This window comes from Lysinibacillus phoenicis, assembly GCF_047238325.1.
Taxonomy (GTDB): domain Bacteria; phylum Bacillota; class Bacilli; order Bacillales_A; family Planococcaceae; genus Lysinibacillus; species Lysinibacillus irui.
This window is the reverse complement of the sequence record NZ_JBDFMP010000002.1, coordinates 1,734,528-1,751,968: the sequence shown is the minus strand read 5'-3', so window position 1 is coordinate 1,751,968 and position 17,441 is coordinate 1,734,528. Positions and strand designations below refer to the sequence as shown.

At 37.5% G+C, this 17,441-nt stretch carries 19 protein-coding genes; all 19 read left to right on the top strand.

Annotated features, from left to right (window positions below; translation table 11 throughout):
- Nucleotides 1–24 precede the first annotated feature (24 nt).
- The 19 genes from ABC382_RS10430 to ABC382_RS10340 all read left to right on the top strand — a co-directional run bounded on the left by ABC382_RS10430 (nt 25) and on the right by ABC382_RS10340 (nt 17,252).
- Nucleotides 25–471, top strand: a complete 447-nt coding sequence (locus tag ABC382_RS10430) for a chemotaxis protein CheW (RefSeq protein WP_274795984.1) — start codon at nt 25–27, stop codon at nt 469–471.
- 9 nt (nt 472–480) lie between these two features.
- On the top strand, nt 481–1,113 hold the full coding sequence (locus ABC382_RS10425) for a chemotaxis protein CheC (protein WP_274795985.1): 633 nt from the start codon (nt 481–483) through the stop codon (nt 1,111–1,113).
- On the top strand, nt 1,113–1,619 hold the full coding sequence (locus tag ABC382_RS10420) for a chemotaxis protein CheD (protein WP_396631730.1): 507 nt from the start codon (nt 1,113–1,115) through the stop codon (nt 1,617–1,619). Before ABC382_RS10425 ends, ABC382_RS10420 begins: the two co-directional genes overlap by 1 nt.
- Nucleotides 1,619–1,981: a hypothetical protein gene (locus tag ABC382_RS10415; RefSeq protein WP_313470072.1), complete on the top strand. Its 363-nt coding sequence runs from the start codon at nt 1,619–1,621 to the stop codon at nt 1,979–1,981. The genes ABC382_RS10420 and ABC382_RS10415 overlap by 1 nt, the downstream gene beginning before the upstream one ends.
- Before the next feature lie 364 nt (nt 1,982–2,345).
- Nucleotides 2,346–2,747: a nucleoside deaminase gene (locus tag ABC382_RS10410; RefSeq protein WP_274795987.1), complete on the top strand. Its 402-nt coding sequence runs from the start codon at nt 2,346–2,348 to the stop codon at nt 2,745–2,747.
- A 19-nt stretch (nt 2,748–2,766) separates the two neighbouring features.
- Nucleotides 2,767–3,990, top strand: a complete 1,224-nt coding sequence (locus ABC382_RS10405; RefSeq protein ID WP_313470069.1) for an amidohydrolase — start codon at nt 2,767–2,769, stop codon at nt 3,988–3,990.
- 28 nt (nt 3,991–4,018) lie between these two features.
- Nucleotides 4,019–5,239: an amidohydrolase gene (locus tag ABC382_RS10400; RefSeq protein WP_322611419.1), complete on the top strand. Its 1,221-nt coding sequence runs from the start codon at nt 4,019–4,021 to the stop codon at nt 5,237–5,239.
- Between the two features lie 699 nt (nt 5,240–5,938).
- Nucleotides 5,939–6,709 carry a FliA/WhiG family RNA polymerase sigma factor gene (locus ABC382_RS10395; RefSeq protein ID WP_274795990.1) on the top strand — a complete coding sequence of 257 codons (771 nt, stop codon included), beginning with the start codon at nt 5,939–5,941 and terminating at the stop codon, nt 6,707–6,709.
- A gap of 23 nt (nt 6,710–6,732) precedes the next feature.
- On the top strand, nt 6,733–7,041 hold the full coding sequence (locus tag ABC382_RS10390; protein ID WP_274795991.1) for an RNA polymerase subunit sigma: 309 nt from the start codon (nt 6,733–6,735) through the stop codon (nt 7,039–7,041).
- Between the two features lie 9 nt (nt 7,042–7,050).
- Nucleotides 7,051–7,629 carry a hypothetical protein gene (locus ABC382_RS10385; protein ID WP_313470061.1) on the top strand — a complete coding sequence of 193 codons (579 nt, stop codon included), beginning with the start codon at nt 7,051–7,053 and terminating at the stop codon, nt 7,627–7,629.
- A 156-nt stretch (nt 7,630–7,785) separates the two neighbouring features.
- Nucleotides 7,786–8,505 carry a 30S ribosomal protein S2 gene (rpsB, locus tag ABC382_RS10380; RefSeq protein WP_274795993.1) on the top strand — a complete coding sequence of 240 codons (720 nt, stop codon included), beginning with the start codon at nt 7,786–7,788 and terminating at the stop codon, nt 8,503–8,505.
- Nucleotides 8,506–8,603: 98 nt separating this feature from the next.
- Nucleotides 8,604–9,491: a translation elongation factor Ts gene (gene tsf, locus ABC382_RS10375; protein WP_274795994.1), complete on the top strand. Its 888-nt coding sequence runs from the start codon at nt 8,604–8,606 to the stop codon at nt 9,489–9,491.
- Nucleotides 9,492–9,707: 216 nt separating this feature from the next.
- Nucleotides 9,708–10,433, top strand: coding sequence for a UMP kinase (gene pyrH, locus ABC382_RS10370; protein WP_274795995.1), 726 nt, complete (start codon nt 9,708–9,710; stop codon nt 10,431–10,433).
- Nucleotides 10,433–10,990, top strand: a complete 558-nt coding sequence (gene frr / locus ABC382_RS10365) for a ribosome recycling factor (RefSeq protein ID WP_274795996.1) — start codon at nt 10,433–10,435, stop codon at nt 10,988–10,990. Before pyrH ends, frr begins: the two co-directional genes overlap by 1 nt.
- A gap of 296 nt (nt 10,991–11,286) precedes the next feature.
- Complete coding sequence (gene uppS, locus ABC382_RS10360; protein ID WP_274795997.1) at nt 11,287–12,081, top strand: undecaprenyl pyrophosphate synthase; 795 nt, start codon at nt 11,287–11,289, stop codon at nt 12,079–12,081.
- On the top strand, nt 12,078–12,878 hold the full coding sequence (locus ABC382_RS10355) for a phosphatidate cytidylyltransferase (protein WP_274795998.1): 801 nt from the start codon (nt 12,078–12,080) through the stop codon (nt 12,876–12,878). Before uppS ends, ABC382_RS10355 begins: the two co-directional genes overlap by 4 nt.
- Before the next feature lie 61 nt (nt 12,879–12,939).
- Nucleotides 12,940–14,085: a 1-deoxy-D-xylulose-5-phosphate reductoisomerase gene (dxr, locus tag ABC382_RS10350; protein WP_274795999.1), complete on the top strand. Its 1,146-nt coding sequence runs from the start codon at nt 12,940–12,942 to the stop codon at nt 14,083–14,085.
- Nucleotides 14,086–14,131: 46 nt separating this feature from the next.
- Nucleotides 14,132–15,397, top strand: coding sequence for an RIP metalloprotease RseP (gene rseP, locus ABC382_RS10345; protein ID WP_274796001.1), 1,266 nt, complete (start codon nt 14,132–14,134; stop codon nt 15,395–15,397).
- Between the two features lie 148 nt (nt 15,398–15,545).
- Nucleotides 15,546–17,252, top strand: coding sequence for a proline--tRNA ligase (locus ABC382_RS10340; RefSeq protein WP_274796003.1), 1,707 nt, complete (start codon nt 15,546–15,548; stop codon nt 17,250–17,252).
- The last annotated feature ends 189 nt before the right edge of the window (nt 17,253–17,441 follow it).

Here is a 17,441-nt window from a genome sequence, read left to right as displayed (position 1 = left end):
GAATGAATAAGAGAGGTGTAAAGTATGACAAACGCAGTGGAACAAGAAAGTATAAAAGTTATTGTTTTTCAACTAGCCGATAAAGAATATGCAATTCCTGTATCCCATGTCCAAGGAATAGAAAAATTAATGCATATCACACGTGTGCCGAAAACAGCGAAATATGTCAAAGGTGTAATCAATCTACGTGGGGTTGTAACGCCGATAGTGGATTTACGAGAACGTTTTGAATTACCGATTTCTGATCATGAGGAAACAACACGCATTATTATTATTTCATTAGAGGATATGGAAGTAGGCTTTGTCGTAGACTCAGCTAACGATGTGATTGATATTCCTGCAAGTGCTATTGAACCACAACCAGAGGTTGTTGGATCACTTGAAGAGGAATTTATTTCAGGAGTAGCTAAAGTAGAAAAACGATTATTAATTTTATTGCATTTAGAAAAAGTATTAAATCCACTAAAGTAGGGATCGATAATGACATTTAATCAAAAGATTACATCACTACATTTAGATGTATTAAAGGAAATTGGAAACATTGGTGCTGCGCATGCCGCGACAGCACTTTCCAATTTACTTGGGAAAAAAATTGATATGCGGGTACCAAAGGTAGAAATGGTGTCCTTTAACGATATGATGGAGTTGGCTGGCGGATCAGAAAACGTCGTTGTTGGTATTTATCTTCGCATTGAAGGTGATGCAGAGGGCAGTATGTTCTTTATTTTACCTATCGAACAAGCTAACCGCTTTATTCGTCGTCTTATTTTCGATGACTCATTTGACTTTAAAAAACGACCTGTTTCAGATTTAGGTTTATCTGCTATGCAAGAGATGGGGAATATTTTATCTGGCTCCTATTTATCTGCTCTATCGGACTTTACTAATTTAAAAATTTACCCGACTGTGCCCGGTCTAAGCGTTGATATGTTTGGAGCTATTATAAGCATTGGTTTAATTGAATTATCACATGTGAGTGATAATGTTATTGTTATAAATACATCCATTTTTGAAGAAGGTGTGGAAGACCACGAAACAGTGAGAGGTCATTTCTTCCTACTACCAGATCCTGACTCTTTCGATGCAATTTTTAAATCATTAGGGGTTTCATGATGATGTTAAGCAGTAGTAGTGGACAAGTGATTAAAGTGGGAATTGCACAAATGGATGTAGTAAAACTTCCTAACACAATTCGAACTTCTGGTCTTGGTTCTTGTGTTGGCGTTATTTTATATGATGAGTCAAAAAAAATTGCTGGTTTAATCCATGTGATGTTACCAGATTCAAATTTAGGCAGAGCAGAGTCAATCAATGTAGCAAAATTTGCTGATACGGGTATTGCTGCAATGATTGATTTATTGAAGTTAGAAGGCGTTCAAAAATTTAAACTAAAGGCAAAAATTGCAGGGGGCGCGCAAATGTTTCAATTTACGTCTGATAAAGATACAATGCGCATTGGTCCCCGTAATGTAGAAGCTGTCAAACAGGAATTAAAGAAGCACAGCATTCCTTTAGTGGCCGAGGATACTGGTGGAAATAGTGGTAGAACGATTGAATTTAATCCTGCAACGTCAATATTACATATTCGAACAGTTAACCAAGGAGTGAGCGAAATCTAATGTTTGGTTCTATATTTTATAATCTCTGGGGAGCTTTAATTGCCTTTTCTCTTTATTTTTTTAGCACTTTTCTAAAACCGTATACTCCTCTGCGAATTATTATCGGCTCATTTATTGTAGCAATAATTGTATTTTTATTGATGTATATAGTGCGTTTTTTAATTGCTTACATCATGTTTACCCCAGAGGTAAATGAGGAAGTAGATGAAAGTGATTTAGGGGAAAATGGACTTGATTCAACGAAAGAAGCAGAAACTCCAGCAGCTAATTCAACGGTAGAATTTCAAGATGAGAATTCTGAAGAAATTGCACAAGTAGTACGAACAATGATGAATCGAGAAGAACAACAAGTGAATGCATAAAAGAGAGTCGCGAATAGCGGCTTTTTTTTATTGGTCTGTATAGGCTTTATTATATGAAAAACTTAAGTAAAACTAATTTTTTTTATATTATTCATATATGCAGTCTTCGTGTTAGCATATTGTACAAAGGATATAGATTTTAATCAGAAAACTTCAAATTATAAAAAGATTTGACGTTTATCATAGAATGAGTCCTTGTAATCACTTCTTGAAAAGGGCTATGAAAAGGACAAGGATGCCATTGTTTGTACCGTAAAAAGACGAAATGTTTTGACTAGAAATTTTTCAGGGCATCTTTTTTCATCATCATTTGGAATGAAGAGGCAGTGGAATAGTGAATTTCGCATTTCTAGGAGGGAAAGATATGAAACGGCAAGACTTTATGAAACAAGTGCTTGACTTAGCGCGGGAAAATGAAAGTACGAAACATGGTGCTCCTTTTGGCGCCATTGTAGTAAAAGATGGCCAAGTGATAGGGTCTGGCGTGAATGAAGTGACAGTTACCAATGATCTAACGAATCATGCAGAGATTCAAGCAATAAGACAAGCTTGTCATACATTGAAAACGACTAGTTTAGAAGGTTGCGAAATGTATGCGAGTACTGAACCGTGTCCTATGTGTTTAAGTGCCGTCTATTTTTCTAAAATCTCAACTGTTTATTTTTATAATGCTAGTAACCCTAGTCAAGATTATGTCTACAATCAACTATCTTTACCCCCAAAAGAGAGAGCCATTCAAATGGTTCAACTAGTTAATCTTCAATAAATTTTAGGAGGTTCAATGAATGACGCCAACAGCATATTGGTTAATAAATGTACGATTAGAAACGGCTTATCATTACAATAAGGGGACTGTTACAGGAACCAAAACAGCTCTTTTTAATGTTCTCATTGAAAATGGGGAAATAAAGCAGATAATTAGTGGAGATCAGCCGTTAGAAACGGATTTACCTAAACGAGATGCACGAAGTTATTTAATGCTTCCTGCTTTTAGAGATATGCATATTCATATTGATAAAACATATTTTGGCGGGCCGTGGAAGGCTCCTTCGATACCAACAGAAGGTCTTATCACAAGGTTAAAAGAAGAAGAGGTACTACTTCCAAGCTTATTGCCTGTTGCAGAGGAACGAGCGAAAAAGTTATTAGATTTACTTTTACACGCTGGTTCAACACATATTCGGACGCATTGTAATATCGATCCGTTTATTGGTTTGAAAAATCTAGAAGCTGTGTTACGAGCAAAAGAGGCCTTTCGAAATAAGGTAGCTTTAGAGATCGTGGCTTTCCCACAGCATGGGTTATTGCGTAGTGACTCCGTTTCTTTAGTAAGAGAAGCATTACGTAGTGGAGCGTCACTAGTAGGTGGCGTAGATCCAGCGACAATCGATGAAAACATTGAGAAATCATTACAAACGGTAATGGAGCTAGCAGTGGAAGCAAATGCAAATGTTGATTTACATATCCATGATCCAGGTCATTTAGGCATCTTTACCTTTAAACGATTAGCAGCCTTAACCGAGGAAGCAGGGTGGCAGGGAAGGGTGACAATTAGTCATGCGATGGCTCTTGCGGATGTTTCTAGGGAAGAGGCAACTGAAGTAGCAGCGTTGCTAGCGTACCATAGTATTGATATTACCTCATCAGTTCCAATAGGTCAGACAATTCCTATTCCATTATTAGATCAAAAAGGAGTACAAATCTCTTTAGGAGATGATAGTATTACGGATCACTGGTCGCCATTCGGTATGGGTGACAGCTTAGAAAAAGCAGGAACACTAGCTGAACGCTTTGGTTTAAGTGATGAACATTCACTTGCTCAAAGTCTAAAGTATATTACTGGAGGCGTGACACCTTTAAACAGTGAGGGACAACTTGTTTGGCCGAATATTGGAGATGAAGCGGATGTTGTTTTTGTTGAAGCAACTTGTTCAGCAGAAGCAATAGCAAGAAGAGCAAGACGAGTGGCAGTACTCTTTAAAGGAAATGTCGTTTCAGGAGAACTTTAATTTTTGAAAAAGAAGGGATCGTTATAGAATGAATTCTACTTTCTGGTTAACTAATGTACGTCTTGAAACGGGTTATCAAATTGAAAATGGAATGGTTTGCAAGACAAATACGGCTTGTTCTCATCTCTTAATCAAAGATGGAAAAATCGCAGAAATAGTTTCTGCTGATAGTCGATTACATGATGATTTCCCGAAAAACGATATGAAACAATTATTAGCACTACCTTCATTTATAGAAAAACATTGTCATCTGGACAAAACACTCTTAAGCGATCAATGGCGCGCAGTCACACCTGCTAACAATATTTTTGAACGATTTGAGATTGAAAAAGAGGTGCTGCCAACATTGCACACAACCACACAACAACGTGCAGAGGAGCTACTGGCTCGTTATGTGCAAGCCGGCGTGACACATGTCCGTACGCATGTGGATTTATATCCTGAGGTAGGCTTGAAAAATTTAGAGGAAGTTCAAAAAGCTTTAAATACATTTGAAGGAAAGCTGTCCTATGAAATCGTTGCCTTTCCACAACATGGGCTCTTACGAACGAAGGCAGCAAATTTAGTAAGAGAGGCCCTTCATATGGGTGTCGACCTTGTAGGAGGGGTTGATCCTGCTACAGTTGATGGTGATATTGAAGCCTCTCTACAACAAATGGTGGAACTAGCTGTTGAAGGAAATGTAGGGATTGATTTTCATTTACATGATCCAGATCAACTGGGGACATTTACAATGAAACGATTAGCCCAATTGACTAAAGAAGCTGGTTTACAAGGCAAGGTAGCGATTAGTCATGCATTTGGATTAGGAGATGTTTCTAAAGCCGAGGCAGAAGAAATGGCAGATATTTTATGTGATGCGGGCATCACGATTGTGACAAGTGTTCCTTTACGTAGAAAATTCCCACCTGTTGGTTTATTGCACAGTAAAGGAGTACCTGTTGCGATTGGTTGTGACAATATCTTTGATGTTTGGTCACCATTTGGTAATGGGGATTTATTAGAACGAGCAGGCCGTTTGGCAAAAAGTTCAGGATGGGGAAATGAGCGCTCATTAGCACAAACGCTCCATTTTATTACAGGAGGAAAAACACCGCTTAATCAAGCTGGCGAACAAGTATGGCCAAAAGTAGGAGATAGCGCGAACATGGTATTAGTTGAGGCTTCTTGCTCTGCTGAAGCAATAGCCCGCAGATCTCGCCGCATGGCCACTATTTTCAATGGTAATATTGTTTCCAATACAATTTAACATTTGATGATGGGATGGCACACCTAAATTCCAGTAAAATAGCCATCCCTTACTCATTTGTTCTTAATATTTTAATAGTTTGTAGGACAAGGTGGAAAAACATGTAGGGCTCTACATTTTGCATAAATGCTCTATTAGAAAGGGCTCTCACTATGAGAATAGCTTAGCAATCGAGACTATTACAGAAAAGGTACATATATTAATTGACAATGGCTTAATTACTTCTATTGTTCCTGTTACTACGCCATATTGTAATATTTAGAGAATATACGTTGAAACTTATCAAACTTTTAGCAAACATACCGTTTATTGGACTTCTTGTTGTCGTACCATTTGTTAATAGAGGAGAGCCATTTATTTTAGGACTGCCTTTCTAAAATTAAAGTTTAATCATTTCATCAGAATAAGAACTGTATCCAACACGTTCATCATAACGAGGATACAGTTTTTCTATGTAAATAAAAACTAAAGGAATATATTAGAGACTAAGAGAAACAAATGAAATTATAGTCGATTCTTGTTATAATATAGGAAAGATGGCAACAGCTTATTGATTTTTTTGCTTTTCGGGGTTCACGTCTAGATTAACTTTAATGTGGATTTAAAAACCGAGAAATCCTGTTGAATGAAAAATTTTAGGAGCGCATGTAGTCAGTGGCAAACGGGCGTGTAAAAGCGTTTTTTAGAGAGGTGGATTTCATGACACAACCAATTCTGAACGATGAGCAAAAACTATGGAATCGATGGATACATGAGCGTGATCCAGATGCTGGTGATTTACTTATAAAAAAATATATTTCTTTAGTGTCTTATCATGTCCAACGTATTGGTGCTGGTTTACCAAAGAGCGTTTCACGAGATGATTTAACGAGTTTAGGTATGGTAGGACTTTTTGATGCTTTAAATAAGTTTGATATCAACAGAGATTTAAAATTTGATACATATGCTTCGTTTCGAGTGAGAGGAGCAATCATAGATGGTCTACGTAAGGAAGACTGGTTACCGCGTTCTGCGCGTGAAAAGGCCAAAAAATTAGATGCTCAAATTGAGCGATTAGAACAAAAATATATGCGTCATGTAACACCTGAGGAACTTGCGGAGCATATGAATGTACCAATTGAAGATGTTTATCAGACGGTGCAGGAGCACTTTTTTTCCAATGTTCTTTCCATTAATGAACAACAAGATCAGGAAGAAGTAGAAGGTAAGTCATTTGTTATTCGGGATGATACGACAAAAACACCCGAACAAACTGTTATTAAAGCAGAGTTGCTAGAAGATTTGGCTGAAAATATTCAAAAGCTCAATGAAAAAGAACAACTTGTACTTAGTCTATTTTACACAGAGGAATTAACATTGACTGAAATTGGCGAAATGCTTGAGCTATCAACATCACGTATTTCTCAAATTCATTCAAAAGCGCTATTAAAGCTAAGAAAGCTATTATCTAGTGAAATGATTAATGCGTAAATATCCTTAGGGGAGAGATTCCAATGAGTTTAAAAGGTGTCGAATTGCAAATTGCTATTCCAAAAACATTTGAAGCTGGAAAAATCGCAGATCAGGCTCAGCAACAAGTATCAGCCCAACAAGCACATGCAAATGAAGCATTAAAAAAGGAAGTAGAACGCAAGCAGAAAATTGTCAATACATCAGAAGGTATGGACGAAATTAGTGAGGATGAAGATGCAGGTGGGGAATATTTAAAGGGTATTTATAAAAAGAAGAAAAAGAAACGGGATCAACAAGAAAAACAGGCAAAGCATCCGTTTAAAGGCAATTTCGTGGATTTCAGTGGATAGGAGTTTACAATGACAACCATACTAATAGCGGTACTATTCTTTTTACAGTTACTTTCATTTTACTTCCTTATTATTTTAAATACAAAGCTAGCAAAGTTTAAAGATTTGGAAAAGAAACAAGAACGCTTAATGCGGGAAATGGACGATACGATTAGTGTCTATTTAACTGAAATGAAAGATGAAAATGATCGTCTTATTAAAGAATTACAAAATGTTTCTCAACCAGAAGTAGCAGCGGGTACCATGCTGCAAGAAGAACATATTAGAGCACCAAAGGAAAGGGCATCTTCACCAGCAGTACAAGAGTCTCATAGTGATAGTTCTCTAAATTTAGATAAAGAATCTCGTAGCTATGTGCCTAAAAATGTTGTAGCGAATGCTTATTCCCGTCAGCAGCATACAAGTTCAAAAAGGATGCAATCAGCCTCGCCACCAAAAGTAGAGGAGCAAAAGAAACTTGAAAAAGTACTGACAGTGGAACAACAAGCTTTAGAATTAGCAAAGCAGGGTAAATCAACAGAGGAAATAGCGAAACAACTACAAAAGGGCAAAACAGAAATCGAGCTTTTACTGAAATTTCACTACTAAATTGTTGCGAATCAGTTAAAGCTATGATATAGTTGCAAATGGTGTTATTACTACACACGCATTTTGATGTAGTAAGTGGTGCTCTAAGCTTAGGGTAGCTTGTTGCAGATGATAAATGCGGAGGATAAAAACCAAACATACTAGGAGGAAATTCAAATGTCAGTAATTTCTATGAAACAATTACTTGAAGCTGGTGTACATTTCGGTCACCAAACTCGTCGTTGGAACCCAAAAATGAAGAAATATATCTTCGTTGAACGTAACGGGATCTACATCATCGACTTACAAAAAACTGTTAAAAAATTAGAGGAAGCTTATGACTTCATGCGTCAAGTTGGTCAAGACGGTGGTAAAGTTCTTTTCGTTGGTACGAAAAAACAAGCACAAGAAGCGATCAAAGACGAAGCTGAACGTTCAGGCAACTACTACATCAACCAACGCTGGTTAGGTGGTACTCTTACAAACTTCGGTACAATTCAAAAACGTGTTGCACGTATGAAAGAAATCGAAAAAATGGAAGAAGAAGGAACTTTTGAAGTTCTTCCTAAAAAAGAAGTAATCCAACTTAAAAAAGAACACGAACGTCTAATCAAATTCTTAGGCGGTATCCGTGATATGCACGATCTTCCAGACGTAATGTTCGTGGTTGACCCACGTAAAGAACGTATTGCGGTTGCTGAAGCTCGTAAATTAAACATCCCTCTAGTAGGTATTGTTGATACTAACTGTGATCCAGATGAAATCGACTACGTAATCCCTGCTAACGATGATGCTATTCGCGCTGTTAAACTTTTAACTGCAAAAATGGCTGACGCTTTAATCGAGTCAAAACAAGGTGAAGAAGAAGCTCCAGCTGTAGAAGCTGCTGCTGAGTAATTCACGTTTACAAAAAGGTGATAAGTGGCTCAAAACCCTTATCACCTTTTTTAGAACCTATCATTAATAGTTCAACCAATTTGAGGAGGAAACACTAAATGGCAAACATTACTGCACAATTAGTAAAAGAATTACGCGAAAAAACTGGCGCTGGTATGATGGATTGTAAAAAAGCGTTAGTACAAACTGATGGCGACTTAGAAGCTGCGATCGACTTCCTACGTGAAAAAGGTCTTTCTTCAGCTGCTAAGAAAGCTGACCGTATCGCTGCTGAGGGTACAACTTACATTTTAGAACAAGGTAATGAAGCAATTATCCTAGAAGTAAATGCTGAAACTGACTTTGTTGCTAAAAACGAAAAATTCCAAGTATTAGTTGCTTCTTTAGCAGAGCAATTACTTGCTGCTAAACCAGCATCAGTAGAAGCTGCATTAGAACTTGTAAATGCTGAAGGTGTAAAAATTGAAGATCAAATTTCTACAGCTGTTGCAACAATTGGTGAAAAAATTACACTTCGTCGTTTCGAAATCAAAACTAAATCTGATGCAGATGCATTCGGTTCTTACTTACACATGGGCGGCCGTATTGGTGTATTAGTAACTTTAGAAGGTTCTACTGATGCAGCAGCTGCTAAAGATGTTGCTATGCACATCGCAGCAATCAACCCAACTTATGTTTCTCGTGATGAAGTTTCAGCTGAAGAAGTTGAACGTGAGCGTAAAGTATTAACTGAACAAGCACTTAACGAAGGTAAACCAGAAAACATCGTTGCTAAAATGGTTGAAGGTCGTCTTGGTAAATATTTCGAAGATGTTTGCTTACTTGATCAAACATTCGTTAAAAACTCAGATCAAAAAGTACGTGACTTCGTAGCTTCTACTGGTGGTTCTGTAAACGGCTTCGTACGTTACGCTGTAGGTGAAGGTATCGAAAAACGTGAAGATAACTTCGCAGAAGAAGTAATGAGCCAAGTTAAAGGTAACTAATTTAGCTTGCATTTGATACTAATCAAATAATATCTAGATTTTCTAGACAAAAAATGGGGAACACAACATAGCGTGTTCCCTATTTTTCCGAAATGCAAGAAAAAAATGCATATAATTTTCTATTCTGCCTTATTCACAACTAGCAATTATTGTTAGATATACTATAATGGAAAAGAGAATAGAGAGGTTTTAAATAAAGTCTTACGGAGGTTTACAATGAGTGTGCCGCAATATAAACGAGTAGTTATTAAATTAAGTGGTGAAGCGTTAGCTGGAGAAGCGGGCTTCGGTTTATCACCAAAAATAATCAAGGCTGTTGCAGAAGAAGTAAAAGAAGTAGTAGATCTTGATGTAGAAGTTGCTGTTGTTGTTGGTGGCGGTAATATATGGCGTGGGAAAATTGGTAGTGAAATGGGAATGGATCGTGCAGCAGCCGACTATATGGGGATGTTAGCAACAGTCATGAACTCTCTTGCTCTACAAGATGCTCTTGAAAAATTAGGCATTGAAACACGTGTTCAATCTTCTATTGTGATGACACAAGTAGCAGAGCCATACATTCGTCGTAAAGCAGTTAGACATTTAGAGAAAAAACGTGTTGTAATCTTTGCAGCAGGGACAGGTAATCCGTTCTTCTCTACTGATACGACGGCCGCATTACGCGCAGCAGAAATTGATGCAGATGCGATTTTAATGGCTAAAAACAATGTCGATGGCGTTTATTCGGCAGATCCAAAAGTGGATGAGACAGCCATTAAATATGATACACTCACATACTTAGACGTTATCCAACAAGGCTTACAAGTAATGGATTCAACGGCTTCAACTTTATGTATGGATAACGATATCCCGCTAATTGTTTTCTCAATTACGGAGCCAGGTAACATTAAACGTGCTGTACAAGGTGAAAAAATCGGAACAGTTGTTAGGAGGAATGCATAATGACTAAACAAGTATTAGAACAAGCAAAAGAAAAAATGAATAAAACAATCGCAGCTTTCACACGTGAACTAGCATCTATTCGTGCAGGCCGTGCAAACGCATCTCTATTAGATCGTATTATGGTTGACTATTATGGTGCACCAACACCAATTAATCAACTTGGTGGTGTATCAATACCGGAAGCTCGTTTATTAGTAATTACACCTTACGATAAAACAATTCTAGGTGATATTGAAAAAGCAATTATGAAATCAGATATCGGTATCACACCAACAAATGATGGTTCTGTTATTCGTTTAATGATTCCAGCTCTAACGGAAGAACGTCGTAAGGAGCTAGTAAAGCAAGTGAAAAAAGAAGCGGAAGATGCAAAAATCGCTGTACGTAATGTTCGACGTGATGCAAATGATGATTTGAAAAAACTTGAAAAAGCTGGCGAAATCACAGAAGATGATCTACGAGGCTACGGTGATGATATCCAAAAGTTAACAGATGAATTCATTGTGAAAGTAGATCAAGTAGCGAAAGATAAAGAAAAAGAAATTTTAGAGGTGTAAACGACACGATTTACATGTCTTGATGGAACTTTTTGAGGAGATGAAGGCGTCCTATACATAACAGGACGTCTTTTCTCTTTATTGTTCATAGCGATGTGCTGATAAAGAAATTTAGAAAAGATCATTTATGACACAATCATCAAATTTTTAACAAACTCATTCTTTAATATGTGTATAGTTCTAAAATAAGCTAGTACATACATAGTCAATTTAGAGGGGAAAAAAAAGACAAAAAGCGCTTTTGTTTGTTATGATAGGTTAGTATACGTCCGATTAGTTGTAGTGGGGGAGTTAGCATGTTTAAAAAGCTATTAGGTAAACAAATAAATATGGATACACTATCATTGGAGGAGCGTGTGGACCTTGCTAAAAGCGAGCCGATTCCTGCCCATGTAGCGATTATTATGGACGGAAATGGACGTTGGGCGAAAAAACGAGCGATGCCACGTGTTGCTGGTCATCATGAAGGAATGAAGACAGTACGTAAGGTAACAAGATTTGCGTCAGACCTAGGTATTAAAGTCTTAACCGTATATGCATTTTCTACGGAGAATTGGAAGCGACCAAAGCCAGAGGTGGATTTTCTTATGCGACTACCAGTTGAGTTTTTAGGTTCCTTTCTACCAGAAATGATGGAGCGTAATGTACGTGTCGAAATGATTGGAGACCCATCTTTATTGCCTGCCCATACGCAAAAAGCATTGTATGAGGCAATGGAAGAAACGAAACATAATACAGGGCTTATCTTAAATTTTGCGCTAAATTATGGCAGTCGTTCTGAAATGGTCAATGCCATGAAAATGATGCTTCAAAAAGTGCAGGACGGTCATTTAACGATGCAAGACATAACAGAAGATTGCTTAACCTCTCATTTGATGACGGCTCATCTGCCTGAACCAGATCTATTAATTCGTACAAGTGGTGAAGTACGATTAAGTAACTTTATGTTATGGCAGCTCGCCTATACAGAATTTTGGTTTACAGATACATTGTGGCCAGATTTTAGCGAGGAAAACTTACTGGAAGCGGTCGAAAACTATCAGAAACGTAATCGCCGTTACGGTGGGTTGAAGGGAGAAGAAACAACTTGAAACAACGAATTATCACGGCAATAATTGCAGCAGCACTTTTCATACCATTCGTTATTTATGGTAAAGTACCGTTCACAATTCTTGTGCTTGCAATGGCTATTGTTGGTTTTTATGAAATATTAAAAATGAAAGGTATCTCCATTTTTTCTGTACCAGGTTTCTTAGGTTTAGTAACCTTAATTTTGCTTGTCATTCCGGGGAACTGGAGTGACAAGCTTGTAGAGACAATTGGCTATTCGTCTAATTTAATGGTAGTCTATGGCTTAATGATGCTACTACTTATTTACGTGGTCCTTGTAAAAAATAAAATCACTTTCGACGAAGTTGGCTTTATTTTATTAGGTGCATTTTATGTAGGGTTAGGATTCCATTACTTAATTGAAACAAGAAATGTTGGATTAGAGTATGTTGTCTATTGTTTATTAGTTGTATGGACAACAGATTCAGGTGCCTATTTTGTAGGACGAAAACTAGGTAAAAATAAGTTATGGCCAGAAATCTCACCAAAGAAAACAATTGAAGGTTTTATAGGTGGCATTGTTATTGCAGTCATATTTGCAATTGGTATGCAACTTATCTATCCATTTGCAAATGGTTATATCTCACTTGTCTTTGTCACGATTTTTGCCTCCATTATTGGTCAAATGGGCGATCTGGTAGAATCGGCTATCAAGCGTCATTTTGATGTAAAGGATTCAGGTAATATTTTACCAGGGCATGGTGGAATTTTAGATCGCTTTGATAGTCTACTATTTGTCGTGCCTCTGCTCCATTTTTTACATTTGTTCAATAATTAATCATTACGTCGAGACATCTTGTGAAATCATTTGCTTAGATAGAAAAAGGGGACAACTTGTTGTGAAAAAAATTAGTTTATTGGGTGCAACTGGTTCAATCGGTTGGCAAACCTACGATATTTTAAAAGATCAACGTGATGCCTTTCAATTAGTGGCATTTTCATCAGGAAGAAACATTGAAAAAACTAGAGAAATGATTGAAACATTAAAGCCTGAGCTAGTGTCTGTGCAGCTTGAAGAAGACGCATGTTCACTTGCAAAGGAGTATCCTCAAATCCAGTTTACATTTGGGGCAAAAGGACTTGTTGAAGTTGCGACACATCCGGAGTCCACAGTTCTAGTCAATGCAGTGCTTGGAAGTGTGGGACTAGAATCAACATTAGCAGCTATTCGTATGGGAAAAACAATTGCTATTGCTAATAAAGAAACACTTGTAACGGCTGGTCATTTAGTGATGGCAGAAGCTAAAAAACACAAAGCAACTATTTTACCTGTTGATAGTGAGCACTCTGCAATTTTCCAATCAATGAATGGAGAAAACCCTAAAAATATTGAACGTCTAATTATTACGGCTTCAGGTGGTAGCTTCCGTGATAAGACTCGAGATCAATTAAAGCATGTTACGGTTGCTGATGCACTAAATCATCCGAATTGGTCTATGGGTGCAAAGATTACCATTGATTCCGCAACAATGATGAATAAAGGGTTAGAAGTCATCGAAGCACATGTATTATTTGATATGCCGTATGATAAAATCGATGTACTTTTGCATAGAGAAAGTATTATTCACTCTCTAGTTGAGTATCATGATACTAGTGTCATTGCTCAGTTAGGCACACCAGATATGCGAGTACCAATCCAATATGCTTTAAGCTACCCAGATCGTATACCGTTACATAATGGTCAGCGGCTAAATTTAGCACAAATTGGTCAGCTCCATTTTCAAGAGATGGACTTTGAGCGTTACCCAGCTTTGCGTTTAGCGTATGAGGCTGGACGTATGGGTGGTACTATTTTAACAGCAATGAATGCAGCAAACGAAGCAGCAGTTGCAGCCTTTTTACAAGGAAAAATCACATTCCTTGAAATTGATGAGACGATTGAACGTGTGATGCAAGCGCATCAAAACATTGCAGTACCAGATCTACAAACAATTTTACATGTGGATAGTGAGACAAGAAAAATAGTGTTAGACATGGTAAAATAACGAGAGCAATGCATCGTTAACTAATCGCTATTAAAGGTGGGGTATTATGCAAACAGCCATTGCATTTATATTAATATTTGGTATGCTCGTCTTCTTCCATGAACTTGGACATTTCTTATTCGCTAAACGTGCAGGTATCTTAGTACGTGAATTTGCCATCGGAATGGGTCCCAAAATTTATGGGAAAACGCATGGAGAAACAATGTATACTATTCGTTTATTGCCTATCGGAGGATACGTACGTATGGCCGGCGAGGATATGGATGGTACTGAATTACAGCCAGGCTACCGAATAGGACTCATTGTAAATGAGGATAATATTGTTAAAAAAATTATTTTCAATCAAAATAATAAGCAGCTACCAGATTTATTATTTTTAGAAGTTGAGCGTGCTGATTTAGAGAAGGACTTGTTTGTAGAGGGCTATGATGAAGAAGAGCGCCTAGTTCGCTATCAAGTAGCAAGAGATTGTGTTCTCGTGGAAAATGGTCGTGAACTGGTCATTGCACCGCATGATCGTCAGTTTAATGCAAAAACAGTTGGTCAACGAGCGATGACAATCTTTGCTGGTCCATTGTTTAACTTTATTTTGGCATTTGTTATTTACTTAGTGATTGGATTAATCCATGGTGTCCCAACATACGAGCCTATCATCACTGAAGTAGTTGAAAATGATCCTGCTGCACAGGCAGGAATGCTTGCAGGGGATAAAGTAACGGCCATTAATGGACAAGTTGTTGAAAAATGGCAGGATTTAGCTGCCATCGTTCAAGACCATCCGAACGAAGATATTAAGGTGACTGTTGATCGAAATGGACAATCTGTTAACTTGAATATGACAGTAAAAGAAGTCCAACAACAAGATGGCGAAAAATATGGACAAATTGGTGTTCGTTATGAAAGCCCAAGAGAATTTAATCCATTAAAAGCTGTTGTATATGGAGCTCAAGAAACTTATAATATGACCGTTAAAATTTTTGAACTGCTAGGTATGCTGATTACAGGTAAGTTTACCATTGATGCACTTTCAGGTCCGGTAGGTATTTATAAAGCAACTGAGCAAGTAGCCCAGTATGGTATTATGAACTTAATGAATTGGGCAGCCATGCTAAGTATTAACTTAGGGATTATGAACCTACTCCCATTACCTGCACTTGACGGTGGTCGTTTATTATTCTTTGGCTTTGAAGCTTTGCGTGGAAAACCAATTGACCGTCAAAAAGAGGGAATTGTTCATTTTGTAGGAATCGTGCTACTAATGATCTTAATGGTGGTCGTTACATGGAACGATATACAAAGATTCTTCTTTTAATATGATTAGATTTTCTGATAATTTACAGTTAAATGAAGTTTGATTTTCTAGCTTTGAGCGCATTTTCTATGAAACATTGCGCTCAAAGCTAAATTTGTTTATGCTATTGAGAGTATAAACTTATCTATTGAAAAAGGTGGAACACTGAATGAAGCAAAGTAAAACATTTATCCCAACGTTACGTGAAGTACCTGCTGATGCTGAGGTAAAGTCACATAAGCAATTACTACGTGCAGGGTTTATTCGTCAAAATACAAGTGGGGTATACTCGTATTTACCGCTTGCAAAACGTGTCTTAACAAAAATTGAAACAATTATTCGTGAAGAAATGGAAGCGATCAATTCAATTGAGCTTTTAATGCCATCACTACAATCTGCAGAGCTTTGGCAGGAGTCAGGTCGCTGGGAAAAGTACGGTCCAGAATTAATGCGCTTAAAAGATCGTCATGATCGTGATTTCGCCTTAGGACCTACACATGAAGAAGTGATTACCACTTTAGTGCGTGATGAAATTAAATCCTATAAAAAATTACCGTTAACATTGTATCAAATTCAAACAAAATTCCGTGATGAAAAACGTCCTCGCTTTGGCTTACTACGAGGAAGAGAGTTTATTATGAAAGATGCTTATTCTTTCCATGCATCACGAGAAAGCTTAGATGAAACGTATGAAGATATGTATCGTGCATATTCTAATATTTTCTCTCGTTTAGGCTTAAATTACCGAGCTGTTATTGCAGATGCGGGATCTATTGGTGGGAAAGGCACACATGAATTTATGGTGCTTTCTGAAATTGGAGAAGATACGATTGCCTATTCAGATTCATCTGATTATGCGGCTAATATCGAAATGGCTGAAGTAATTGTCAACTATCAACCTTCTGATGAGGCTTTAAAAGAAGTTGAAAAAGTAGCTACCCCAGATCAAAAAACAATTGAAGAAGTATCAGCATTCTTAAAAGTAGAGCCTGCCAATGTCATTAAATCTTTAGTTTTTGACGTGGATGGAGAGCTTGTTGTGGTCCTAGCGCGTGGGGATCATGAAATCAATGATATTAAATTGAAAAATGCACTTGAAGCAGGCTCTGTGGAACTAGCAAGTGAAGCAGCAATTCGTGACTTATTAGGCTGTGGCGTGGGTTCAATTGGACCTGTGAAATTACCTGTCGATGTAAAAGTAGTTGCAGATCATGCGATTAAATCAATTCGTAATGGTATTGCAGGTGCAAATGAGGATGGATTCCATTTAGTAAATGTCAACCCAGAGCGCGATTTTGCTGTGAATGATTATTTAGATATTCGTTTTATTCAAGAGGGAGACCCTTCTCCAGATGGACAAGGTATTATCAAATTTGCGGAAGGTATTGAAGTTGGTCATATTTTCAAATTAGGTACTACATACTCTGCTAAAATGAATGGTACTTTCTTAGACGAGCAAGGGAAGGCCCAACCATTTATTATGGGTTGCTATGGTATTGGTGTTTCTCGTATTTTAGCTGCTGTAGCTGAGCACTTCCAAGATGAAAATGGCTTTACATGGCCAGCACAATTAGCACCATACGATATTCATGTTGTTCCTGTTAATACGAAAGATGAGGCACAGGTTGCTTTAGCAGATGAGCTATACGGCTTATTAAAATCATATCGTTATGATGTTCTTTTAGATGATCGTGCTGAGCGTGCGGGTGTAAAATTTGCTGATGCTGATTTAATTGGTTTACCTGTTCGTGTAACAGTTGGTAAAAAAGCAACTGAAGGTATTGTAGAAGTGAAATTCCGTCAAACAGGTGAAACGTTTGAATGGAAAAAAGAAGAAGTAATTGATCACTTAAACGAATTTTTCCGTAAAAATTAATGGTTTATTACTGGGCGGTTATAATTGGAAGTCAATGCTTTTGATAGAGGCTTTCGTATAATTTTGATAAGATAGATATAAATAAATTCGCGACACTTCTGCGGGACAGTGAGCCAAGCAAAATAGAACAGATGGTACAAACTCTGTTAAGCTTGAAGAGCGCCCGCAGTGAGGGAGCGAATTTTTTTC